Origin of the sequence: Paraburkholderia sp. BL21I4N1 (assembly GCF_002973525.1) — a bacterium.
GTDB lineage: Bacteria > Pseudomonadota > Gammaproteobacteria > Burkholderiales > Burkholderiaceae > Paraburkholderia.
The window spans coordinates 111,913-134,695 of record NZ_PVEN01000020.1 but is presented as its reverse complement, the minus strand read 5'-3'; the positions used below and the strand labels follow the sequence as shown (position 1 = coordinate 134,695).

General features: G+C 62.2%; 20 protein-coding genes and 1 rRNA gene. 17 read left to right on the top strand and 4 right to left on the bottom strand.

Features of this window, described 5'->3' with window-relative positions:
- Positions 1 to 10 precede the first annotated feature (10 nt).
- A 5S ribosomal RNA gene (rrf, locus tag B0G83_RS33115) occupies positions 11 to 124 on the top strand.
- 111 nt (positions 125 to 235) lie between these two features.
- Here rrf and B0G83_RS33110 read toward each other — a convergent pair.
- The gene (locus B0G83_RS33110) at positions 236 to 2,167 is read right to left on the bottom strand and encodes an SPFH domain-containing protein (RefSeq protein ID WP_258168430.1); all 1,932 of its coding nucleotides are present in this window, start codon (positions 2,165 to 2,167) and stop codon (positions 236 to 238) included.
- 309 nt (positions 2,168 to 2,476) lie between these two features.
- On the opposite strand from B0G83_RS33110, the gene B0G83_RS38350 reads away from it, so the two are divergent.
- The 14 genes from B0G83_RS38350 (at position 2,477) to ugpC (ending at position 17,326) form a co-directional block, all read left to right on the top strand.
- Positions 2,477 to 2,845: a hypothetical protein gene (locus B0G83_RS38350; protein ID WP_146120331.1), complete on the top strand. Its 369-nt coding sequence runs from the start codon at positions 2,477 to 2,479 to the stop codon at positions 2,843 to 2,845.
- A 421-nt stretch (positions 2,846 to 3,266) separates the two neighbouring features.
- Positions 3,267 to 5,606, top strand: a complete 2,340-nt coding sequence (locus B0G83_RS33105) for a sigma 54-interacting transcriptional regulator (RefSeq protein ID WP_374954963.1) — start codon at positions 3,267 to 3,269, stop codon at positions 5,604 to 5,606.
- On the top strand, positions 5,596 to 6,834 hold the full coding sequence (locus B0G83_RS33100; protein WP_105511539.1) for a DUF917 family protein: 1,239 nt from the start codon (positions 5,596 to 5,598) through the stop codon (positions 6,832 to 6,834). Before B0G83_RS33105 ends, B0G83_RS33100 begins: the two co-directional genes overlap by 11 nt.
- Positions 6,831 to 7,556, top strand: coding sequence for an aspartate/glutamate racemase family protein (locus tag B0G83_RS33095; RefSeq protein ID WP_105511538.1), 726 nt, complete (start codon positions 6,831 to 6,833; stop codon positions 7,554 to 7,556). Before B0G83_RS33100 ends, B0G83_RS33095 begins: the two co-directional genes overlap by 4 nt.
- Before the next feature lie 320 nt (positions 7,557 to 7,876).
- Positions 7,877 to 8,065, top strand: coding sequence for a DUF1843 domain-containing protein (locus B0G83_RS33090; RefSeq protein WP_105511537.1), 189 nt, complete (start codon positions 7,877 to 7,879; stop codon positions 8,063 to 8,065).
- A 57-nt stretch (positions 8,066 to 8,122) separates the two neighbouring features.
- A complete protein-coding gene (locus tag B0G83_RS33085; RefSeq protein WP_105511536.1) occupies positions 8,123 to 8,743 on the top strand; it encodes a DUF1842 domain-containing protein in 621 nt (206 codons plus the stop codon).
- 49 nt (positions 8,744 to 8,792) lie between these two features.
- Positions 8,793 to 9,377, top strand: a complete 585-nt coding sequence (locus B0G83_RS33080) for a DUF1842 domain-containing protein (RefSeq protein WP_105511535.1) — start codon at positions 8,793 to 8,795, stop codon at positions 9,375 to 9,377.
- A 144-nt stretch (positions 9,378 to 9,521) separates the two neighbouring features.
- Positions 9,522 to 10,982 (top strand): GDL motif peptide-associated radical SAM/SPASM maturase, encoded by a 1,461-nt coding sequence (locus B0G83_RS33075; protein WP_105511553.1) that lies wholly within the window; start codon positions 9,522 to 9,524, stop codon positions 10,980 to 10,982.
- 126 nt (positions 10,983 to 11,108) lie between these two features.
- A complete protein-coding gene (locus tag B0G83_RS33070) occupies positions 11,109 to 11,546 on the top strand; it encodes a hypothetical protein (RefSeq protein WP_105511534.1) in 438 nt (145 codons plus the stop codon).
- Between the two features lie 238 nt (positions 11,547 to 11,784).
- Positions 11,785 to 13,023 carry an ABC transporter substrate-binding protein gene (locus B0G83_RS33065; protein WP_105511533.1) on the top strand — a complete coding sequence of 413 codons (1,239 nt, stop codon included), beginning with the start codon at positions 11,785 to 11,787 and terminating at the stop codon, positions 13,021 to 13,023.
- 25 nt (positions 13,024 to 13,048) lie between these two features.
- Positions 13,049 to 13,921, top strand: a complete 873-nt coding sequence (locus tag B0G83_RS33060) for a carbohydrate ABC transporter permease (RefSeq protein ID WP_105511532.1) — start codon at positions 13,049 to 13,051, stop codon at positions 13,919 to 13,921.
- Positions 13,918 to 14,775 (top strand): carbohydrate ABC transporter permease, encoded by an 858-nt coding sequence (locus tag B0G83_RS33055; RefSeq protein WP_105511552.1) that lies wholly within the window; start codon positions 13,918 to 13,920, stop codon positions 14,773 to 14,775. Before B0G83_RS33060 ends, B0G83_RS33055 begins: the two co-directional genes overlap by 4 nt.
- Positions 14,776 to 14,885: 110 nt before the next feature.
- Positions 14,886 to 16,091, top strand: a complete 1,206-nt coding sequence (locus B0G83_RS33050; protein WP_105511531.1) for a porin — start codon at positions 14,886 to 14,888, stop codon at positions 16,089 to 16,091.
- A gap of 155 nt (positions 16,092 to 16,246) precedes the next feature.
- A complete protein-coding gene (gene ugpC, locus B0G83_RS33045; RefSeq protein ID WP_105511530.1) occupies positions 16,247 to 17,326 on the top strand; it encodes a sn-glycerol-3-phosphate ABC transporter ATP-binding protein UgpC in 1,080 nt (359 codons plus the stop codon).
- Between the two features lie 7 nt (positions 17,327 to 17,333).
- Here the strand turns inward: ugpC and B0G83_RS33040 are convergent, their stop codons facing one another.
- Entirely contained in the window at positions 17,334 to 18,362 is a 1,029-nt protein-coding gene (locus B0G83_RS33040) for a LacI family DNA-binding transcriptional regulator (protein WP_105511529.1), read from the bottom strand.
- 65 nt (positions 18,363 to 18,427) lie between these two features.
- Between B0G83_RS33040 and B0G83_RS33035 the strand changes: the two genes are divergently transcribed.
- The gene (locus B0G83_RS33035; RefSeq protein WP_258168429.1) at positions 18,428 to 19,369 is read left to right on the top strand and encodes a phosphatidylinositol-specific phospholipase C; all 942 of its coding nucleotides are present in this window, start codon (positions 18,428 to 18,430) and stop codon (positions 19,367 to 19,369) included.
- Between the two features lie 35 nt (positions 19,370 to 19,404).
- Here B0G83_RS33035 and B0G83_RS33030 read toward each other — a convergent pair whose 3' ends face one another.
- Positions 19,405 to 20,964, bottom strand: a complete 1,560-nt coding sequence (locus B0G83_RS33030) for a hypothetical protein (RefSeq protein ID WP_105511528.1) — start codon at positions 20,962 to 20,964, stop codon at positions 19,405 to 19,407.
- A gap of 246 nt (positions 20,965 to 21,210) precedes the next feature.
- Between B0G83_RS33030 and B0G83_RS33025 the strand changes: the two genes are divergently transcribed.
- Positions 21,211 to 21,603 (top strand): nuclear transport factor 2 family protein, encoded by a 393-nt coding sequence (locus B0G83_RS33025; protein ID WP_105511527.1) that lies wholly within the window; start codon positions 21,211 to 21,213, stop codon positions 21,601 to 21,603.
- 16 nt (positions 21,604 to 21,619) lie between these two features.
- Here B0G83_RS33025 and B0G83_RS33020 read toward each other — a convergent pair whose 3' ends face one another.
- Positions 21,620 to 22,738 carry a CPBP family intramembrane glutamic endopeptidase gene (locus B0G83_RS33020; RefSeq protein WP_146120330.1) on the bottom strand — a complete coding sequence of 373 codons (1,119 nt, stop codon included), beginning with the start codon at positions 22,736 to 22,738 and terminating at the stop codon, positions 21,620 to 21,622.
- Between the last annotated feature and the right edge of the window lie 45 nt (positions 22,739 to 22,783).

The window sequence follows — 22,783 nt, the reverse complement described above, 5'->3', positions numbered from 1 at the left end:
ACAAGTCATGCCTGATGACCATAGCGAGTCGGTACCACCCCTTCCCATCCCGAACAGGACCGTGAAACGACTCCACGCCGATGATAGTGCGGATTACCCGTGTGAAAGTAGGTAATCGTCAGGCTCCCCTGCAGAAAACAGAAACCCCACCCAAAAAGGTGGGGTTTCTGCGTTTACGGCCGTGGAAAGCTACAGCAAGGTACTCAACAGCCACTGCCGTAATCGTCCAGCTCGACTATTCGCTCTTACTCGACAACGACTGCGCCAACTCCCCCGCCTTCAGCGAACTCATCAGCGACATCAGCGTATTGATCGCATTGCCCCCACTGTCGCCGCCCAACTGGATCTGCGGCACGAGCGGCACGCGTGAGGTTTCGAACGCCTCGGCTAAACGCAGCATCACGGTTTGCATCAGTTGCTTGTCGGCGCCTTCACCCTGCAGCGCTTCGGACTTCGCTTTGATCGCCGAGGCCTCCGCTTCACCCACCGCCTTGATCGCCGACGCGCGACCCGAGCCTTCCATCTCCTGCCTGAACTTGTCGGCTTGCGCGAGCGCTTCGATTTCCTGACGACGCTTTTCAGCCGCCTTCACCGCGGCCGAGCCCTGGTTCTCCTTGATCGATACGTCGACCAACGAACCCGTCAACTCCTTCTGTTTCGCCGCACGCTGTTCCGCTTCGTTCAGTTCGCGCTGCTTGTCGGCCGCGATCTGTTTCTGCGCGAACGTTTCGACCTGTTCGCGCGCGATCTGCCGGTCGCGCAACTGCGCCATGATGTTCTCGATCTGCATGTCGCCGGTTTGCGGCTTCGGTGTGCCGATCAGCACTTCCTCGAACTCCAGCGAATACGCCTTGAAGCGCTCACGCATCTCACTCGACGCATTGCCCTGCAATTCGCTGCGCGACTGGATCAGTTCGATAAACGTCCGCGTTTGCGAGACGTTCTTGAAGTACGACGACACCATCGGATCGAGCGTCTGCTCGACCAGTTGTTCGATATTGCCGAAACGCTGTACGACGAGCGGCGCCTTGCGATAGTCGATATGCACGACCACCGACAACGGCAGTTGCGGTTCGAACGCGTCCTTCGTGATCAACGTAATCTCGCGCAGATTGGAGTCGAATTTGGAACCGCTCTCGCCCGCTTTCCAGAGCAGCACGAAGTTGGTGGTCGGCACGAATTCGATCTTGCCGGCATACGGGTTGAACGCATACTTGCCCGGCATTAGCGGTTCGCTCCAGACGCCACGGCAGCCGGTTTTGACCAGCTCGCCATGACTGTAGTCGCTGCCTGAGAGGTCGTCGCCGCGACGGCCCGTGTACGAGACGACCACGCCCACGAAGCCGACCGGAACGATCGTCTTCGTCAGAAACTCAACCGTCGCAAAGAGCCGGTTGATGTAGTAAGTGCCTTCCACCAGCACACGTTCCTGACGACCGCGACGGCCACCCGCCGCGAGAAACTTCTCCGGTTCCTGAAACGCGTTGTGCAGATCGCCGACGTCGGGCGCGAGCAATTCGTCCACGCGCAGCCCCGGACCGTCCTGCACCGTGACGACCGCAATCTGGTCGGAGCCATGGGCACCCGTGACCTCCTTGATGACGACCGGTGTGAAGGCGCTGCGCTCGTCGAGCACGTCGCGCATGCGGGCGTAGTAGGCGCGCTCTTCCGGCGCCATCGACAGGGAATACGTCGTGTCTTCCGTCATGACGACGAATAGCGCCGGATTCAGAATGTGCGTGCCCTCACGCAGCACCTTGCGCTGCGGGCCCTTCTGGCCGCCATGTTCGAGAAACGCGCGGACGTCACGGAAATCGTCGACGGTGGCATTGTCGGCGAGTGTCTGGCCCGCCGGCAGATCGACCCCGTCACGGGCGAAGACGTAGCCGATCTTGCCTTGCGTGACCGACACCATCGGCCGGATATGAACGCGATACTGGAACGGCGTGAAGAAGTGAAAACCACCGCGACGCACGTCGGGCTGGAAACCCGCTTCGCCGTGCAAGGCGAGCAAGCCGATCTGCACCGACCCTTGCGCGCTCCAGATTTTTTCGATCACGCCGATCGCGTCGTTCGGAATGTAGCGAACGGCCCCCGACAGCCAGACGCCGACCACCGCGAGCAATCCGATGACGAGTAGAACGATCAACGGGACAAGTAAGCTCATGGATAAAAACGTGTGCATGTTATTGGACTCTTTTTAGCGTTGTACTTCGAATACCCGAGCGTCGTCATTCGCCGCGCGTGCTTTAACAGCGCAAGCACGCGCGCGACGCAAGGGTTCAGGCACTGCCGTGTGAAAAAGACTAGAGCGACGTCAGCCGTCGAGCGGCGTGGTGGGATTTCTGTCCCGACGCCTGGAGAGAGCGGGATTGCCGGTAATGGCCAGCACGATCCGCCACGTAGACAGCGGCGCGGACCATGGCCGGATCACGTAATTGACAGTGCGACGCAACAACGCAAGGTGCGTTGCGGCATGAGGCAGGAGAAAGGAGAGGGGAGCCAATGCGCGCTGCGCGCGGGACTCTATCCCATCACGCGTGGCGTCGTGCTCGACGAAGCTCAGGAACCAGACAAACGATGTTGCCGTAGCGACTTGCAAGATTTCAGCGACCTTCCGCGGATTGCTAATCTGATGGAATTCTATGCCTCGCGATCAGCGAATGTCCAAGTAATTTTAGATGACACCCGTCTTTTAGAGGAAGGTTTCACGAAGAACCCGAAACGCATAAATTCACAAAATCTGCCCGTGGCGGAAAACGGCAAGACAAAGCGACGCTGCCCGGCAGACCCGAACCTGTCACATAGATCTGGTTTGCTGACGGGGTGTTTTAACCAGAAATAGTCACGCCCCACAACTACCCTGGCGCAATGTCAGGATAAGTGCAAATCACAATGGAGTCCCTGGCATATTTAGGTGTAATTTTGCTAAGCTTAATGTTCCTGATGCCGATAACACAGTCAGCCACGCCGCTGACGCGGTCAAGTGCCACTGCGAAACAGGTTTTTCACAAAACTAATTAATAAGCATAAGAAAATATATTACCGCCGTAACTATTCCGGCATATGTCATTGGAATTGCGCGACGGTTATAGAAAGTCACCGAAGACAGAGTATCCGGATTGCATGAATGAATACACGGCATGGCCTATGCGCAGCGCATAGGCCATGCCGTGTCAGGCGTCGTATTGCCGATTCACTCTGCGAATAAAGAAGTCCTACCGCTTTTCATCATGATGTGGAGGCCGTGCCCGGGGGCGCGTCATATGATGGAGTTCGATACTCAACCTTCGTCGAGTGAGTCGCGCCCGCGCGCGCAAGCGCCAGACGACGCCACGTTCATCGGCTCGTCGATGGCATTCCGGCAGTTGGTGCGGATGATAGACCGCGTGGCGCCCACTCATCACGCGTTATTGATCACGGGGCCCACGGGCTCGGGCAAGGAGCTGGTGGCACGGCGCATTCATGCGCTCGGCCTGAATCGCCACGAGCCGTTCGTCGACGTCAATTGCGGAGCGATTCCCGAACACCTGGTCGAGGCCGAACTGTTCGGCCACGTGAAAGGCGCGTTCACCGGCGCGTCCGACCATCGCGAAGGTTTGCTTCGGCAGGTCGGGCAGGGCACGCTCTTTCTCGACGAGATCGGCGAATTGCCGTTGATCTTGCAACCGAAATTGTTGCGGGCGTTGGAAACGCGCAGCTTCCGGCCGGTCGGTTCATCGGTCAACGTGCGCTTCGAAGGGCGTGTCGTTGCCGCGACGCATCGCGATCTGCGCCACGCGGTCCACGAAGGACGCTTCCGCGAAGATCTGTTCTATCGCCTCGCGGTGTTCGTGCTCAACGTGCCGGGTCTCGATCAACGGGCCGACGACATTCCCTTGCTCGTCGCTCATTTCGCGGCTCAGCAAACGCGCGTGATCGACTTCACTCCTGCGGCGATGCGTTGCCTCTGCCAGCAGGCGTGGCCCGGTCATATCCGCCAGCTGCGCAACCTGATCAGCCAGTTGAGCGTGCTCGCGGAGCGCACGCGGATCGATGCCGACATGTTGACGCCGTTTCTCGTCACCGGTGCGGTCGACACGAACTCGCGCGTGGTTCTCGCGGATCAGCTATTGCAACTCGAAGGCGACGACAAACTGGCGGCGGCGGAAAACCTGCTGATCGATCGCGCGCTCGAACGCACGGCCAATAACAAGAGCGCGGCCGCGTTGCTGCTGGGCGTGAGTCGCAAGACGATCGAGCGCAGGCAGAAGGCGCGTGAAGAGCGGCACCGCGCGGCGCGCGATTGTCTGACGCAGGCCGACGCGCTGGTTAACGCCTCGCAATTTCAGGAGGCCATTCCGCTATTGCGCCGCTGTCTCGATCTGTTGCTGAAGAGCAATGGTCCGGACGACACGCGGCATCTCCAGTTCGAAGCCTATCGCATGCTCGGTGTGAGTCTGCGCAGCGTGTACGGCTGGCTGCATGCCGAAGCGACCGCATGTTATGTCGCCGCGCTGACGGTGGGTCAAGGCGTATGCGACGAGCACGAACTGGCCGCGGTCCGCTTTGGCGTGTGGACGACGCAACTGACAACGTTGCAACTGACCGAAGCCCGCGCGACCGCGCAGAACCTGCTGCAACAGGCGCAAGGCATGGGCCGCCAGGCGACCCTCGACGAAGCGCACATCGCCATGGTCAACACGCTGTTCTGGCTGGGCGACAGCGAGGAGGCGCTGGCGTGCCTCACGCGCGGCGGATTGACCGGCATTGGCCGCAAGGACCGGCGCATCGGCGTTCAGGGTCTCGATCTGGCCGGCCTCGCGCTGACATTCGAAGGCCTCGCCTCGCTTCAGACCGGCGCCGTCGACAACGCGCGTCGGTCGATGGAAACGCTGATCGCCCGCACCTCGGACGGCAACGATCACGCGCTCGGCCACGTACTCGATCTGCAGGGTGCGGCGTGGCTCGCTTTTCTCTTCAACGAAATCGACCGCCTCGGCGAACTGGCCAGCGAACTGGACGCCGTGTCGAAAGTGGCGGGCTTCACGTTCTATCGCGGCGTGGGCAAGGTATTCCGTGCGTGCTACCTGAGCGCGCGCGGTTCGCTCGACGAGGCTCAGGCCACGCTGCTGGACGGCTACGACAATCACATGGCGAACAACGGCGGTGCGTTGTTCTTTTCGTTCAAGACCTGGCAGCACGGCGAACTGCTGTTGCGCGCGGGACGTCCGCAGGCGTGCGAGATGCTGCTCGCCAGCGCGCTCGACGAAGTCATCGAACGCCAGGAGCGCGTTTATCTCGGCGAACTGCTGATCGTCAGGGCGCGCGCGCAATGGGCCCTGGGTGACATGACCGAGGCCGAGCAGGGCCTGCGCAGCGCGATCTCCACCTCGCGTGCGTTGGGATGCGTGCCGGCGCGCATCGCCGCCTCGGCCTATCTTGCCGACCTCCTCAATCAGACCGGACGCCGCACCGACGCCGTCGACGTGCTCGAGCGCGCGCTGCGCGCCGAGTCCTCCGCGCGCCCGGCGCCCGGCGCGATGCGCGCGCTCCGCCTGCTGGCCGAATTGCGCAATACCGATTCCCTCCACCCGCAAAAAAAAGGAATGGCACATGGCCTATGAACTCGGTCCACAGGATTTGGAACCCTTGCTGCTCGGGGGCGCTTTCTTCGGCAGCGGCGGCGGCGGTACGGTCGAGTCGGCGCGTCATCTGGCCGAGCATTTTCGCAAGGGCGATTACTACCCGCGCGAGACGATCAGCATCGTGACGGTCGAAGAAGCCTCGGGCCCCGACGCGTTGGGCGACGCCGTCATGGTGGCCTATCTGGGCGCACCGGAAGCGATCAACTCGGCAACCTATCCGACTGGCCCCGTGCTGGCCGTACAGAGCGTGCAGGAGCGGCTGGCGGCGCAAGGCCGTAGGTTGGCCTACATCGCGCCGCCGGAAAGCGGCGCGCTGGGCTTTAGCGTGGCGTGTCTGGTGGCGGCGAAGCTGGGACTCGCGGTGATCGACGCCGACGGCGCCGGCCGCGCCGTGCCCTCGCTGCCGATGCTCACGTATGCCGCCCGCGAAATCGATCCGCGGCCCGCTTATCTCGTGAGCCAGGGCGGGCTGAACGTCGAGCTGAACGTGACGCCGCGCCACAGCCATACGAGCGGCGGCACGTCGCATCAGCGCGACGTCTCCGCGATTGTCGAACAGATGATTCGGCCGATCGTCGGCGATCCCGAGTTCAACCAGTTCGGCGGCCTTGCGATGTGGACCATGACGCCGGCCGAACTCGGCGGTGCGTTGCCGATTCGCGGCACGCTGACCCGCGCGTTGACGCTGGGCCGTGCGCTCGGCGCTGGCCGGGTCCGCAACGTGCCGCAGATGATTGCGTGGCTCGCCGAGCATGGCGGCATCTCGGCGCGTGCGATCTCCGAGCCGGGCGAACTGGTGTCGGCCAAGGTGGACACGAGTGGCGGATTCGACGTGGGCAAGATCGGCATCAAGGCGGGACAGCACACCTACACCGTGGTCTACCAGAACGAATCGCTGATCGCGTGGGACAGCCGGCGCCCGCAGCCTATCGTGCTGGCGCCGGACAGCGTCGCGTATTTCGTCGAAGGCGACGGTCAGTCGATTTTCACCAACGGCGATCTCGTGATGGAAGACGGCTCGCTCAACCCGGTGGTCGGCAAGCGCAAGGTGACGCTGATCGGCTGGGAAGCCGAAGCGCCGTTGACCGTGCCCGGTGGGCTGATACTCGACAGTTTTCTGGAGCTTCTTGAACCGCTCGGTTATCTCGGCCCTTACGTGCCGGTGGGCAAGCTTCAAGCAGCGCCGCTTCGGGGAGAGTTGTCTTGAGCGCGCCGCTTCGTATTTGTGTCCTCGTGCCGGTCGCGACGAACCAGTTCAACGACCGCATCATGAAGGCCGTTGCGCCGGTCGTGCCGCCCGACGTTCTGGTTGAGGTTCGCAACATCACCAGCGGCCACCCGTGTATCGAGAATCGCACCAACTGGCTCGAAAACGGCATGCCGGTCGTGGCACTCGCGCGCCAGATCGCGAACGATGGCTTCGACGGCATCTGGCTGACCGACTTCGATATGGCGGGTGTCGAAGCGGCCCGGGAAGTGATCGACATTCCGATCATCGGCGGCTTTCCGACCTCGGCGTTCGCGGCGTTGATGCTCAGCCAGCGCTTTTCCATCATCACGATTCTGCAAAGCACGCTGGCCATGCAGCGTGGTCATCCGCAGAGCTATGGGCTGCAGGATAACTTCGCGTCGATTCGCGCGATCAATTGCCCGGTGGATCAGCTCGACAACACCGACGTCGTGGTCGCCAAGACCTTCGAGCAAGCCATGAAAGCGATCAAGGACGACGGCGCGCAATCCATCCTGCTCGGCTGCACCGGTTTTGTCGACGTGGCGAGCCGCGTGGGCGTGTTGCTCGAGGAAGCGTTGGGCGCTTACGTGCCGGTGATCGATCCCAATCACGCGGGTTTCAGTCTGCTCGTTTCGCTGGTGCGGATGCGGGTTCGTCCAAGCCGGCTGACTTATAGCAAGTACGTCATGCCGTCCTGACGCTTTCTGGCGTCGTCCCGCCGCGTAGCGTGTCCAGAGCATCCGGCTCGGGGGAATACCCCTGACCCGGATGCTTTGTCGTTTACGGCGCGCGCCGCAGACGAGTGGACGAAATCGTCCACAACGCCCCCTTAAAAAGGACGCCTCCGTCCACTGCGCGCGTTCCGGAATGGCCCGTTTCCCGTCACGCGGCGTGTCGCTGCGTTGGCATATGGCTTGCATAGTGTCTGCCGCGTTCGAGGCAAGCCGGGTTAGCCGGCGCAAACATAAAAAACGTCGCGCCCTCTGCTATGGCGTCATTTCGTTAAGTGAGGAAGAACATGAGTCGAGAAGCTCAACATCCCATCACACCGTACGGTGTGGCGATCCACCAGGCGGTGTCGGAAGGCGATCTGGCGAAGATGAAGGCCTTGCTGGCCCAGGCCGAAGCGATCCTGCAACAGCAAGGCAACCTCGCCGCCGCGGTCGACGTGCTCAAGCTCGAGATCGCGAAGCTCGATCGCAACTGATCCGCCGTTTCGTTCATCGCCGTTCATTGTCATTCAATCAACCACCAGGAAAACAGCATGGCTACCCTTCCCCGTATTGGCCTGTTCCCGGCCCGCTATGTCGTCGGTACCGGATTGCCGGGCGCGCCGACACTCACGCTCGGGCTTCTGGTCGATACGCCCCGGCGCACTGTCGTCGGCGGCGCATCGATCACGCAGGCGGTGAATCCGCCGCTCGAATTTCACGCCGACACGTGGGGCACGTTCACGTATATGGCGCTCATGCCGCCTTCGGAGACGCGAATCCTGGTGGTTTTGCAGGGCAATACCGGCGGCCCGGAATCGAACTCGATCACGACCTTCCGCCTGCATCTGGTGCTGGACAGCGACTGGCAACACGGCGTTGCCAACTACAGCTATCTGAACGACGGCCGCTGGACGGAAATCTCCAACGTGCCGGCAAGGCTCGATCCGGAATTCGTGCCGCTGGAACCCGGTCCCGTGATTCCGAGCCATCCGCATGGCGGTCCGACACCGCTGTACGGCGTGAGCATCCAGCATGCGCTGGCAAGCGGCGATCTCGCCCATATGAAGACGCTCGCGAGCTTCGCGCAACAGCAACTCGACAGCCGCGAAAGCATTCAGACCGGCCTCAGCGAACTCAAGGCGGAAATCGCCCGGCTCGAAGCCGCTCGCTAAACGCTGGATCGTCACGCTTCGCTACCCCTTGTTCACAGGAGTTATCGTCATGACTGTCGGTCTTTTCCCGGTTAATCTGCGCGTCGCGACGCCCGCCATCGGCGCGCCCGTTCTCACGCTGTCCCTGCTCGTCAACACGCCCGCCAAGCGGGTGAGCGGCGTGGCCCGCATCTATCAGTCGACCTATCCGCCGCTGGAATTCCATGCGGACGTCTGGGGCAATTACAGCCAGCTTCAACTAGTGCCCGGTACGGATCCCGTCATCGTCCTGACGTTGTCGGGCAATCCGTCGGGACCGACCAGCGGCCTCGCGGAGACGTTCCAGTTTCACGGCGTGCTGAAAAGCAGCTGGCAGTCGGGACAGGCCGGCTACAAGTACTTCGACAATCAACGCTGGCACGACGTCGAACACGCGATCGTCACGCTCACCGGCGCGCTGCAGCCGCACGAGCCGAATCAACCGGTCACACCGCTCTATGGCGTGGGTTTGCAGCAGGCGAAGGCGTCCGGCGATCTGAGCCACATGAAGTTGCTGGCACGCCAGGCTGAACAGCAGCTTGCCGACGCCGGCAGCATTCAGAGCGAGCTGACCAGACTGAATGCCGAAATCGCCCGGCTGGAAGGGCGTGCCTGATCGACGGCAACAGCCGTAGGCGCCCTTGGGCGCCTGCCTGGCGAGATTCGACGCAACGGCGCATACCGTGCGTCGTCTGTCGCCAGGCGGCGTCGAGCAGCAGCGGTGCTGACGCGGGAACCCGCACACAAAAAGGGAAGCAAGATGCACGAGACCAGTCGGCAGCCGGCCCGCTATTTGCGCGACGATGACTTTCAGCGCTTCGTTCCGGTTCATGTGGTGTGGGAAATTACGCTGGCTTGCGATCTGAAGTGTTTGCATTGCGGCTCGCGCGCAGGCCGCCGCCGCCCCAACGAACTGAATACCGACGAGTGTCTCGAAGTCATCGAGTCGCTGGCCCGGCTCGGCACTCGCGAGGTCTCGCTGATCGGCGGCGAAGCTTATCTGCGCAAGGACTGGATTCAGCTAATCAAGGCGATCCGCTCGCACGACATGTATTGCGCGATTCAAACCGGTGGCCGCAATCTGAACCCGGCGCGACTCGCGCAAGCCGTCGACGCGGGGCTGAACGGCGTGGGCGTGTCGCTCGACGGCATGGCGCCGCTCCATGACAAGGTACGCAACGTTCCGGGATCGTTCGGCAAGGCGGTCGACACGCTCAAGCGCGCACGCGCGGCCGGTCTCGCCACCAGCGTCAACACACAGATCGGCGCGCTGACGCTGCCGGATCTGCCGGCGCTGATGGACACCATCATCGAACTCGGCGCGACGCACTGGCAGATTCAACTGACGGTGGCGATGGGCAACGCCGCCGACAACGACGAATTGCTGCTGCAGCCGTACCAGTTGCAGGAACTGATGCCGCTGCTCGCGGACCTCTACAAACGCGGCCTGAGCCACGGCCTGTTGATGAACGTGGGCAACAACATCGGCTACTACGGTCCCTACGAACACCTGTGGCGCGGTTTCGGCGACGAGCGCGTGCATTGGACCGGCTGTAGCGCGGGGCAACAGGTGATCGCGCTGGAGGCGGACGGCACGGTCAAGGGATGCCCGTCGCTGGCGACAGTCGGCTTTGCCGGCGGCAACGTACGCGATCTCTCGCTGGAAGAAATCTGGCGGACGAGCGAAGCGATCCATTTCGGCCGGTTGCGTTCGGTGGACGATCTGTGGGGCTTCTGCCGCACCTGCTATTACGCGGATGTGTGTCGCGGCGGCTGCACGTGGACGTCGCATTCATTGCTCGGCAAGCCGGGCAACAATCCTTATTGCCACTATCGCGTGATCGAACTGCAGAAGCAGGGGCTGCGCGAGCGGATCGTCAAAGTGGAGGAGGCCGGGGCCGCGTCGTTCGCGGTGGGGCGTTTCGATCTGGTGACCGAGAGGATTTCGGACGGCACGCCGGTGGCGAGCATCGTTCGCTCGGGGCAAACCATCGAACTCACGTGGAAGAACAAAGGCAAGCGCGCGCCGGAAGTGGGCCGGATACCGACCAAACTGGCGCTATGCCGCAACTGCAACGGCTACGTCCACGCGAACGAGCAGACCTGTCCGCATTGCAGCGCGGATATCGAAGCCGCGGCGCGAACTTACGAAGAGCAGGCGCAATACCGCCGTACATTGATCAGTACTCTAGAACACCTGCTAGGTCAGCCGGCCGGCTGATCGCATCGTACGAAATGCTGGAGAAACACGCCTGGGACAAGGCGAGAGATGTTCTGTTGGTTGAGACAGAAGTAGACGTTGGCAGGTCTGATTCACTCTTTCAATGCATCACCATCGGAGATCATAATGTCATCACAAACGCTTGAGAAAGACCGTATCATCGCCCCGGAAAATCAGGTCAGGGAATCGTTTGCCGTGGACTGGCGCAAGTATGACGGCGAACGCGTCATCGCCAGCAACGGGGGGGCCATTTATCTGGTGCTGAACGGCCAGCTTCAGTGGATTCCGAATCCAGAAACGTACAACAACCTGTTCGCTTCGTGGAACGGTGTGGTGGTGAGCGACTATCTCGTCGACAACGTGCCGCGTGGTCCCGCACTCACCTCGGGTGCTGTGCTGGCCAAGGGCAATGGAGCGGCGCCGGAGTATCTGGTGTCGAACGGCACCAAGCAGTGGATTCCGAATCCGGACACGTTCAAAAAGTTCGCGTTCAACGCCGGGAAAGTCGTGACGGTTCCGCAGATCGTCATCGACTATGTGCCGTCGGGGCCGAATGTCGGCTAACTGATTCATCGGCATTTCTATCGGCGCGCTTCGCCTTAGCGCTTAATGCCTGGCGCGCCGATTTCGCTGTCACGCCTTCGCGGCTTCCCGGTCGTCCTGCACCTTTCCATTCCCTTGCCATAAATCTTTAACGATCCACAGCCAGAATAGCGGCCATGTATCGAGAGAGATTTGTACGCGTCGTTGCACACGCTTGCAATCAACCCGCCCGAGTTCCGTTCCTTCGTCGAGAGATCGCATGAAACTGTTCAGCAGCCTGCGCGCCGTGTCCGTTGCCGTCGCCTTATCCATAGCAGCGTCGAGCGCCGGCGCAGCCGATCTCGTGATCGCCGGCCGCGACGATATCTATGGACGCGGCCTGGCGGACGCCGTCGCCGGTTTCACGAAACTGCACCCCGGCGCGGACATCGAACTGCTGAAACTGCCCAATGCGAACCTGTACCAGAAGCTGAAACTGTCGATGCGCGAAGGCACCGGCGCTTTCGATCTGGTGATGATGGACGACACGTGGTCGCCCGAATTCATGTCGAACGGCTGGCTCAAGCCGCTGCCGGCAGACCTCGCCGACGCGGACATGGTGGCGTCGACCGTCGCGCTCGGCCGCGCGCCGTCGGGCGGTTTGTACGCGCTGCCGGTAGTGGGCAACGTCGAGATGTTCGCGTATCGGCGCGACCTGCTGACCCGATACAAGCTGCAGCCGCCGCGCAACTGGGACGACGTGCTGAAGATCGCCCAAACCACCGGTGCCGCGGATAAGGACGTGTCCGGCGTGGTGTTTCGTGGCGCGAAGGGCAACCCGGTCGTGACCGGTTTCCTGCCGATTCTGTGGGCGTACGGCGGCGACGTGATCGATCAGAGCGGCAAGGTGACGATCGATTCCCCACAAGCGCTGACGGCCCTGAAAATGTTTGTCGCGCTAAAAAACAATGCACCGAAGGACGTCGCGGTTTATGGTGCCGCCGAAGTGCGCGACGCGTTGCAAAAGGGCGCGGCGGCGCAAGCGCTGGAGGTCTGGCCGGCATGGATTCCCGCGCTCGACGATCCGAAGCAGTCGCGCGTGGTCGGCGAAGTCGCGCTACAGGCGCCGCCGGGCCAGGTGAAAGGGCCGTCGCCGATGCTCGGCATCTGGCAGATGGCGATTCCGAAAGACGCACCGCACGCCACGCTCGCACAAGCGTTCCTGGTCTATCTGACCAACCGCGACACGCAAACGCGTCTGGCCGCGATGGGCATTCCGCCCACGCGTAAAAGCGTGTTCGAAGATCCGGCACTGGTGAAGCAATTCCGCTGGTATCCGGATCAGCTCAAGGCGCTCGAAGCCGGCCGTGCCCGTCCGCGTGTGAAGGACTGGCAGCAGATCGAGAGCATTCTCGGCGACGCGTTGCAACTGGTGCTGACCGGTCAGCTCGCGCCGGACGCCGCCTTGCATCAGGCCGCGCAAAAGATCACGCCGGCGCTCGCCGCCGCGGCCAAATAACGCCGTCGTCCTGTCGATCCATTCCATGAACGCCGTGCGCCGCTATCTGCCACTGGTCCTGCTGGTGGGCCCCGCTTTGCTGGTGCTCGGCGTGCTTGCGCTGTATCCGGTGCTGCGTGTGCTGGTCGACTCTTTCTTCAACGTCGACTATGCGTCGGGCCAGCGCTTCTTTACCGGGCTGGAAAACTACCGTGCGGTGCTCGGCGACAGCGAGTTTTCCGCGAGCTTCGCCAATACGCTGCAGTTCACGGTCGTGGCGTCGGTGATCGAAGTCGTGCTCGGCGGCGCATTGGCGCTGCTGTTCTCACGCGCGTTCGCCGGCCGCCGTTTCATCATTCCGCTCGCGATTCTGCCGATGATGCTCTCCACCCTGGTGTGCTCGGCGATCTGGCGCAACTGGCTGAACTACAGCGGCTTTCTGAACGCGCTGCTGGCGGTGTTCGGTCAGCCCGCCGTGCAATGGCTGTCCGATCCGCACCTCGCGATCTGGTCGCTGATTCTGGTGGATGTCTGGCAATGGACGCCAATGGCCTTTCTGATCATTCTCGCCGGCCTGCAGTCCATCGCGCCGGAACTGTATGAAGCGGCGCGCACCGACGGCGCGAGCGAGTGGCAATGCCTGCGCCACATCACGTTGCCGCTGATCGTTCCGCAGATCGTGCTCGCCATGCTGCTGCGTTCGATCGACACCTTCAAGCTGTTCGACAAGGTCTATGCGTTGACGGGCGGCGGTCCCGGCAATGCGACGCAGACCCTGTCCACCTATATCTACGACACGGGTTTCCGCTTCTTCAACGTCGGGCCGGCCAGCGCCGCTTCGGTGCTGATGTTGCTGATTTCGGCGGTGCTGGTGTCGGTCAACGTATGGCTGTCGATCCGCAAGGCGGGCGCGCGATGAATACCGTTACGTCGTCTTCCACGTTGCTTCCGGCGGGCCTGGGCCAGCAGGCCGCGCTTTGGCTGTCGCGGGCCATCGCACTGATCCTGTTGCTGCTGCCTTGTATCTGGATGGTCGGCGCCGCCTTCACGCCGACGCTTGAACGTCTCGATCATCCGCTGTTGTTGTGGCCGCACGTGCCGACCTTGCAGCACTTCGAATCGGTGTGGGCGAGCGGTATCGGCCGGCAGTTGCTGAACTCGGTGCTCGTCAGCGGCGGGACGACCGTGCTGTCGCTCGCGCTCGCTTTTCCTGCCGCGTATGCACTCGTGCGCATGCGCTTTCCGGCGCGCCTCGATCTGCTGTTCCTGATGCTGGTGCTGGCGGTCAAGCTGATGCCGCCGATCACCGTGGCGGTGCCGTTGTTCACGCTCGCCAAAAACCTGCATCTTCTCGATTCCGAATTCGGATTGATGCTCGCCTACCAGGTGTACACGCTGCCGCTGTCGATCTGGATGCTGCTTTCGTTCGTCCGTGAAGTGCCGATCGATTATGAAGAGGCCGCCTGCCTGGACGGCGCGGGTCTCGTGCAGCGGCTCGTCTATATCGTGCTGCCGTTATGCGCGCCGGGGCTCGTGGCGACCGCAATCTTCGTGCTGATCGCCGCGTGGAACGAATTTCTGCTGGCGCTGCTGTTTCTCACCACGCCGAGCCGCTTTACGTTGCCGCTCGCGGTGGCGGGTTATGTCACTGAAAACGGCATCGACTGGGGCGATCTGATGAGTGTCGGCCTGATCGCTTCGCTGCCGACCCTGGCCGTCGCGGGATACGTGCAGCGCTATCTGCTGCGCGGGTTTTCCGGAGGGCTGAAGTAAAGCAAATAAAGCAGGCGGCACGCGCTGGTCGATGGCGCCTGCGTCGGGTGACTTTGTCAATGTATCGGGTGCTTCGCGCTCGTCTACCTACCATCTGGAGATCCACGAAAATGAACAAGCATCTGGCGGTCGCGCTGGCGACCGCGGGCCTCGTTGCGTCCACTGCGGCTCACGCGCAAAGCAGCGTTACGCTCTACGGGGTGATCGATAACGGCCTCGTCTATCAGAACAGCAGCACGTCGCGCGGTTCGACGACGGGCGGCCATTCGGCGATCACGATGTCGAACGGCGCATGGGCCGGCAGCCGGTTCGGCCTGAAGGGCAGCGAAGATCTCGGCGGCGGTTTGAAGGCGATCTTCCAGCTCGAAGCGGGCGTGAATAGCGAAAACGGGCAGTCGCAATTCACAGGCGGCATGTTTACGCGCCAGGAATGGATCGGCTTGACGAGTGCGGTCTACGGTACGTTGACGGCGGGCCGCCAATATACGGCGTACTACACGCTGCTTTCGCCTTATAGCCCGACCACGTACCTGACTGGATTCTTCGGCGCGCATCCGGGCGATCTCGATTCGCTCGACACGACGATTCGCGCGAACAACTCGCTGGTTTATACGTCGCCGAAGTTCTATGGCTTTACGGTGAGCGGTTCGTACGCGCTCGGCGGTGTGGCGGGCAGCACCAATCGCGGCTCGACCTGGAGTGCGGCGATTCAGTATCTGAATGGACCGTTCGGCGTGGCGGCGGGCTTCCAGCGCGTCAACAATTCGACGGTTGGCGGCGGCGCATGGGGCACGGACTCGACGACGAACTCCGGCGGCCAGCCCGGCATTTCGGCCATCAACAACGGCTACGTGACCGCGCAAGCGCAGCAGCGTGTGGCGGTGACGGCCGGCTACAAGTTCTCGCCGGCGTGGGACGTGTCGGTGTCGTACTCGAACGTGCAGTACATCCCGGGTGTGGGCTCGGCATTCCTGAACACGGCGACCTTCAATACGGCCGGCGCGGTTTTGCACTGGAAGCCGACCGTGAGCTGGGATTTCGCGGGCGGCTATAGCTATACGCGCGCGACGCAGTCGAACGGTATCAGCAGCGCGGCGCAATACCATCAGATTTCGCTGACGCAGTACTACAGCCTGTCGTCCCGCACGGGGCTGTATCTGGGTGAAGCGTATCAACACTCGAGCGGCAAGACGATCGGCTCGAACGGCGTGAAGATCATCGACGCCACGGCATCGATCGGCGACGGCTTCAACGGTTCGCCGTCGTCGACGAGCACTCAATTCACGGCGGGCGTCGGCATCCTGCATCGCTTCTGATTCGTGCGTGCCGCCGCGATGGTGGGCGGCGCTCGAAGTCTCTGCGATCCAGGCCTCTCTTGTGCTGCGAATTGGCGTGACACAAGAGAGGCCGCCCTGTGCAGCGGCTCATGCTCCATGGCGGGACGCGATGGTAATACGACAAGGAATACACGGTGGCTACACTCTCACTCCGTGCGGTCTGCAAGACGCGGCACGGTCGCCAGCAGGTGTTGCGCGATATCGATCTGGACGTGGCGGACGGCGAATTCGTCGTGCTGGTCGGCCCGTCCGGTTGTGGCAAGTCGACCCTGTTGAGAATGACGGCGGGTCTCGACACCATCACCTCGGGTGACATTCGGATCGGCTCGCGCGTCGTCAATCAGATCGCGCCGCAGGAGCGCAATGTCGCGATGGTGTTTCAAAGCTACGCGCTCTATCCGCACATGACGGTCGCGCAGAATATCGCGTTCGGTCTGCGCATGCGCGGTATAGCGGCGGACAAGGTACGGGAGCGCGTCGCGTCGACCGCGCGAATGCTCTCGCTCGAGGCCTTGCTCGAACGTAAGCCGCACGCGTTATCGGGCGGTCAGCGTCAGCGTGTCGCCATGGGCCGCGCGATCGTGCGCGAACCCGCGCTGTTTCTGTTCGACGAACCGCTGTCCAACCTCGACGCAAAACTACGTAGTCAGATGCGGGCCGAGATTCGCAACTTGCACACGCGGCTGGGTACGACTTCGCTGTATGTCACACACGATCAGGTGGAGGCGATGACGCTCGCGCAACGCATCGTCGTGCTGAATCAAGGCGGCATCGAGCAGATCGGGACGCCGGAGCAGATCTACGAGCGCCCGCAGAGTACGTTTGTCGCGAGCTTTATGGGAGCGCCCGCGATGAATCTGCTGCGCGGGCGTTTGACTGCCGACCGGCAGCACTTCGACGCCGACGACGGGCCGCGCATTCCGATCGCGGGCGCGAGCGAATCCGGCATGCAGGTCGACCCGAATCGCGAGTACGTGCTCGGCATTCGTCCCGAACACGTGACGGTGACAAACGATCGGCCGATACATCTACCCGTCGATGCCTGCAAGATGTTAGGTGCCGACAATCTCGCGTTCGGCCGTCTCGGCAAACAGAGCCTGGTGGTGCGCTTGCCGTATCACCAGCGTCCGGCGTGCGGCGAGCAACTCGGTGTCGCGTTACCGGCGGCCCAGCTCCATTTTTTCGACGGACAGAGCGGGCGGCGTGTGAATTGAAGCCCGCTCAGCCACAGCTTTTGCGCACCACGCTCGTGACCGGCACCACGTAAGTGCGCGAGGCGCCGGAAAACGACGCCATGCGATCGATCAGCATTTCGACCACGGCATTCGCCAGTCCGGAGGTGTCCTGGTGAATGGTGGTGAGTCGATAGTTTTCGTAGCCGGCAGCGGGGATATCGTCGAAACCGACCACGCGCAGCTCTTCGGGCACGCGGATCGAGAAGTGCTGACGCGCGGCATCGAGAAAGCCCAGCGCCAGCAGATCCGGCGAACAGAACACGCCGTCGGGCCGCGGGTTTTGCGTGAGGACCGCTTGCGCCGCCGTCACCCCGCATTCGTAGGTATCTGCTTCCGTGGCGTGAACCAGGACTGGATCGATGAGGCGCGGGTCGTCTTTGGCGATGCGCTGGACCGCGCGAACAAAGCCGGTGCGGCGCGATTTGCCGTTGTAGCTGGTCTTCGTCGGGCCGACAAAAGCGAGCCGCGTCGCCCCCGCGTCGATCAGCATGCGCGCGGCAAGCGCGGCGCCGGCCGCGTTGTCGCTGACCACGACGTCCGCGCCGGGCAGATCCGACGCACGGTTGATCATCGCGACCGGAATCTCGCGTTCGAGGTACTGGCGAGCGAGGCCGAGCGGCGGTGACGCCGAAGTCATGATGATGCCGGCGATGCGGTAGCTCAGCAGCATTTCCAGCGAATGCTTGATTTGCACGGGGTCTTCCGCGTTCATCACGAGCGGCGTGAGTTGCTGGCGCCCGAGCGCGGCGATGATATGCGAGAGCAGCTTGGCGCGGAACGGGTTTTCGAAACCCGCCGTGACGACGCCGACCATGCTGCTGCGCTGCATGATCATTTCGCGGGCGATCTGGTTGACCTGATAGCCCAGCGCGTCGGCGGCCTCCATCACGCGCTGCCGTGTTTCGGGTGCGATGCTCGCGGTCGGCGAGAAGGCGCGCGAGACGGCGGAGCGCGACACACCGGCGCGGCGCGCGACGTCGGCGGCGGTAACCCAAAGCGTTTGTTTCTTAGGCATGTGTGAATGAATGAAGGGACGCGAAGCTAGCTTAACGCAGCTTGCCCGATCAAGAGGACAAGATGATGAACGTCGAACACGATATAAGCGGGCAGGGCGATTATTTTGGCCAGGCGCCGGCATTGGCATCGGTTTTTGCGCCGGCTTGCTGGATGTCGGGGCTGGCCGACGAGCTCCTGCTGAGTCGGTTGGCATTGCCGGGCAGTCACGATAGTTGCGCGTACACCGTTGAGGATTCGCTGGCGAAAACACAGGGGGCGACGCTGGCGGAGCAGTTGGCGCAAGGCGTGCGCGTGCTGGATATCCGCTGCCGGCATGAAGGAGATGTGTTTCACATCAATCACGCGCGCATACCGCTCGGCCTGATGTTCGACGATGTGATCGCCGCGTGCGCCGAGTTTCTGGCGCGATATCCCGGCGAATGTATCGTGATGTCGGTGAAGGACGAATGCGGCACGCGGGATTGCACGCGCAGTTTCGCGCGGACGTTCGAGTTGTATGTCGAACGCCATGCACGGCAGCGCTGGTATTTGGGCGATACGATTCCGCGTCTGGGCGAGGTGCGCGGTTCGATCGTGCTGTGGAGGCGATTTGCCAGCGATGGCGCGCTGGGCATCGATCTGTCGAACTGGCCTGACAACGCCACGTTCGAACTCGATGCTCCGGGCGCACAGTTCGTCATTCAGGACGAGTTTCGCGTGCCGGTCGAGGCGTCGATAGATTACAAATACCGCGTGATCGAGGCCTTGCTCTCACGCAAGGAACAACCCGAAACGCCGCGCTGGATCGTCAATTTTTGCAGCGGCACCGGCATGGGAGCAAACCCCCGTAAGGTAGCCTGTGGCGACGACCGGCGGCGCGGCATCAATGACAGGATGGTCGAAGGCCTCGCAAACCACGCGGACGCGCACGGCACGATAATGATCGATTTCTGCGAGCACGCGCAGTGGGCGCTGGTTCATGCGTGGCTGGCGCAAAACGTGAACCGGCGCCCATCGTCGGCTTAGTTAAAGCCGTTCAGTCGGCAAGGAACGACGCTGCATCAGCTGGACACGTAGCGTGAGGGCAGCGCCGGCGCGCCGGCCGGAATCGTCACGAGCGACGTATTCAACCAGCTCTGCGGCGTGCCGTTCGAATTCGCGTAGGCACCGACGTACGGCATCATCAGCGTGGTTTGATACACCTGCGGCGTCCAGCCGGCCGGCGCGAGGAAGATCGATGTCGCGCGTTTCTCGCTATAGGCGGACGCACCGTAGGTCGAGATGTTCCAGAGCGTCTGCTGATAGGTGTCGTAGTCCGCGTTGTGGCGCGACCCACCGGCCTGCCAGCCTTCCAGTTGAATGAATGTGTTGTACGTGCCGCTTGCGGCGAGCAGATTGTTCACGGTGCGGCCGTATAGGAACGACAGGATCAGTCCGCAGTTCTCCGGTGCGAAATCGCTGCCGACGCTCAGGTAGTACTTGCCGGTCGTATTGAGCAGCGACGTGTAGTGCGAATTGCCGATATCGACACTGGTGGTCAGGCCGCTCGCCCCCATGTACGTGTCGAATGCCTGCATCGACACGCCGGCAGGCAGGTCGTTTGTCGCGCTGATTGCCACGAAGTGCGAACCCGCCGCGAGCAACGTCAGGAATGCCGAAAGGCTCGCCGCGTTCCAGTTGCCCGACGCGTCGGCAAATGCGAACGGCTGATAACCCGTGAGATTGAACACCGCCGGGTTCGAGCCTGGCTGGTAGCCAATCTGCGGTACCCACATGGTCAGCGGGCCGTTGCTGGCGGCGCCGCTTACGTAGCGGCTCAGGCTGTCGATCAACTGCGCGTCGGCGCCGGGCAGCGTGGCGTACGACGCGCCGTGCAACCAGCGTTGCACCCATTGCGCAACGAATCCCGCCAACTGACCGCCGGTGAAATCCGCAGGCGGTACATAGCCGCTCGCGCCCGTGCTTTGATACGCCGACTGGATCGCGGCAGCGCCGCGAATGCCGCTGCCGAACATGCTATTGGCGAAGTCCTGCGCGTTGTTGCGTGGCGGCGTGGCGAGCAGCGCGAGCGGCGCCACCCACGCGCCGTTGCTCGTGGCGACACCGCGATACAGATTGACGTTTGCCACCGAGTCGTGGCCCGGAAACGTCGCGGCATTCGCGCCGGATACGTAGCCCGACGAGGGCGTAACGGTGACTGTCGTCGGCGATGAGCCGAAGGGATGCAAGTAAGACACGGCGAAGCTCGCGTCGTCGCCCGCCAGGCTGAAGGAGCCCGTGCAGTCGCCCAGGCTGTTCGATGCGCTGACCGTGGTGGCTTGCCCTACGGCGATCTGCGCCGCCGATGCTTGCGGCACCGAGCCGCTTTGGCTCGCCGCGCTGCCATAGCCGAGCGCGAGGTCGGGAATCCAGTTGGTGAGGTTGATCGTCATCGAGCGTCCCGTCAGGCTGCGGCTGACCGCCGCCGCGTTGGCGGATAACTGGGACCCGCCCGGTGAGCCGCCATCGCCGCCACCGCACGCGGACAGCGCCGACACCAGCGGCGTGAGGGCGAGCGCGGCGCCGCCTTTGAGGAACGTCCGGCGGTGCGCGGGCATCGGCTGCCTGGGTGTTCTTGTCATGAGTAATCCCGTTCGAAGTTAAAAGAGAAATTGCATCGGGTGTTCTGAGCGTTGCACGCGTGTGCAACATGGGGCGCGTAAAGGGCGAATAGCGGCAGCGCCGGGTGTAGTTATGCACGAGTTATGTGAAAGGATTGCGACTTGTTTTGACGTGTCGATTCTAGAACTGCACGGCACGATAGAAATCGGTGACACCGATAAAAACGTGTGAAATCATTTCCGCTTTCCCCGAGGACGAGAACCGATATGACCCAGTCTACCGAGAACGCCGTGCACGTGGTTCAGGCGTTTTGGCGTCTCATGGCGACCAACGATTTCCGTTCGGTCACGGCGGTTCTGGCGGATGACTTTGTGCTCGAATGGCCGCAATCGAATGAGCGCATTCGTGGCGTCGCCAATTTCGCGCAGTTCAACGCGGAGTACCCTGCGCAAGGGCGCTGGATTTTCACGATCAACCGTATTGTCGGCAATGAGAAGGACGCGGTGTCGGATGTCTCCATTACCGATAGCGTCCTGCAGGCCAGAGCTATTTCCTTCTTTACGGTCGAGCACGGCAAGATTGCCCGCGTCGTCGAGTACTGGCCGGAGCCTTACGAGCCGCCGTTCGATCGCACGAGACTTGTCGAGCGGATTGAGTGAGTGGGGCGACTACGCCTCATGCCCGCCGTGCGCCGTTTCTCGGCAAGGTTCCAACGATCACGCACGCGAGCACGGCCATCATCGGCAACATCAGTATGCTGCCTTCCGGACCTGCCGCTCCGCCACTCAACCAGGCGGGTCCGGTTGTGTGACTCGTCAGCCAATGACCGCTCGCCATCGCGCCGCTATCGGCGACACCGAACACAAACGATTGACTCCAGTCCCACGCGGCGTGAAAGCCGATGATCCACCACAGCGAACCCGTGCGCCAAACCGCGAGACAGAACACGATCCCGGCAGCGGCGACGGACGCAATGCCGTATACCGTTTCCCCCGGATTGCCCATATGCGTCAGCGCGAAAATGGCTGCAGTGACGAGTGTGGCGACGACTGGCCCCACGCCGCGAAGCAGGCGGAAGAAGACATAACCCCGGAAACTCAGCTCCTCGTTAAACCCGACGAGCAGGAACAACGCCGCCCAGACTGCCGCCGATTGGATCAGCGGTCCCAATTGCATGCCGGAAGGCTCAATGGTCACCGCGTGAAAATAGCGCAGCGTGGCCATCATGAGCGACATGGCCAGGACACCGAAGAAGAGCCCCTGTGCGAGATGGGCGGCGCGATGCGGTGCGCGAAGTCCGTAGTCGAGCCATGAGCGTTTGTCGATCAGGCTCATGACTTTGGTCGCGACGAGTCCCGCCAGGATCATGACGATTTCACCGATGAGCATTTTCGTCGGGATGATCTCCGTGGTTCTGGGCGGAAGGTGATGCAACAGATGCGCGATAAACGCCGCGCCCGCAATCAAGCCGCCGACAATCATGACGAAGAGCAACGCGGCCCAGCCCGAGCGCAACCCGTCCGCGCCGATCCAGATCCGCTTGAATCTGCCGCCAAAAAAACGACGTAGCCGGCCGGGCCGTGGCCGAACGGGATCGCCGCTGCGATCAGGACCGCTCGATGCCGCGCTGTAGTTCTTCAAATCGCTCATTCGCTGCCTCGTATTTTTTTGTTCTGCCTGGAGAGATAACCCGGCAACGTCTTCAGGATGCGAGCGTTGCAGGGTTAAGACATTAGCTCGACAAAAGAGGTTTGAGTATGCGCGGCAGATGAACTTTGTCGATGAAAGCCTCAAGCGTTCATATAGCCCAATGAAAGAGGCAACGTACGCACGCCGTTG

Coding starts and splice junctions, on each gene's coding strand:
- B0G83_RS38350 (WP_146120331.1), top strand. CDS start 2,477: ATGAGGCAGGAGAAAGGAGAGGGGAGCCAATGCGCGCTGCGCGCGGGA.
- B0G83_RS33100 (WP_105511539.1), top strand. CDS start 5,596: ATGGCCTATGAACTCGGTCCACAGGATTTGGAACCCTTGCTGCTCGGG.
- B0G83_RS33055 (WP_105511552.1), top strand. CDS start 13,918: ATGAATACCGTTACGTCGTCTTCCACGTTGCTTCCGGCGGGCCTGGGC.
- B0G83_RS33080 (WP_105511535.1), top strand. CDS start 8,793: ATGACTGTCGGTCTTTTCCCGGTTAATCTGCGCGTCGCGACGCCCGCC.
- B0G83_RS33035 (WP_258168429.1), top strand. CDS start 18,428: ATGAACGTCGAACACGATATAAGCGGGCAGGGCGATTATTTTGGCCAG.
- B0G83_RS33070 (WP_105511534.1), top strand. CDS start 11,109: ATGTCATCACAAACGCTTGAGAAAGACCGTATCATCGCCCCGGAAAAT.
- B0G83_RS33050 (WP_105511531.1), top strand. CDS start 14,886: ATGAACAAGCATCTGGCGGTCGCGCTGGCGACCGCGGGCCTCGTTGCG.
- B0G83_RS33105 (WP_374954963.1), top strand. CDS start 3,267: ATGATGGAGTTCGATACTCAACCTTCGTCGAGTGAGTCGCGCCCGCGC.
- B0G83_RS33110 (WP_258168430.1), bottom strand. CDS start 2,167: ATGAGCTTACTTGTCCCGTTGATCGTTCTACTCGTCATCGGATTGCTC.
- B0G83_RS33085 (WP_105511536.1), top strand. CDS start 8,123: ATGGCTACCCTTCCCCGTATTGGCCTGTTCCCGGCCCGCTATGTCGTC.
- B0G83_RS33090 (WP_105511537.1), top strand. CDS start 7,877: ATGAGTCGAGAAGCTCAACATCCCATCACACCGTACGGTGTGGCGATC.
- B0G83_RS33060 (WP_105511532.1), top strand. CDS start 13,049: ATGAACGCCGTGCGCCGCTATCTGCCACTGGTCCTGCTGGTGGGCCCC.
- B0G83_RS33030 (WP_105511528.1), bottom strand. CDS start 20,964: ATGACAAGAACACCCAGGCAGCCGATGCCCGCGCACCGCCGGACGTTC.
- B0G83_RS33065 (WP_105511533.1), top strand. CDS start 11,785: ATGAAACTGTTCAGCAGCCTGCGCGCCGTGTCCGTTGCCGTCGCCTTA.
- B0G83_RS33040 (WP_105511529.1), bottom strand. CDS start 18,362: ATGCCTAAGAAACAAACGCTTTGGGTTACCGCCGCCGACGTCGCGCGC.
- B0G83_RS33075 (WP_105511553.1), top strand. CDS start 9,522: ATGCACGAGACCAGTCGGCAGCCGGCCCGCTATTTGCGCGACGATGAC.
- B0G83_RS33025 (WP_105511527.1), top strand. CDS start 21,211: ATGACCCAGTCTACCGAGAACGCCGTGCACGTGGTTCAGGCGTTTTGG.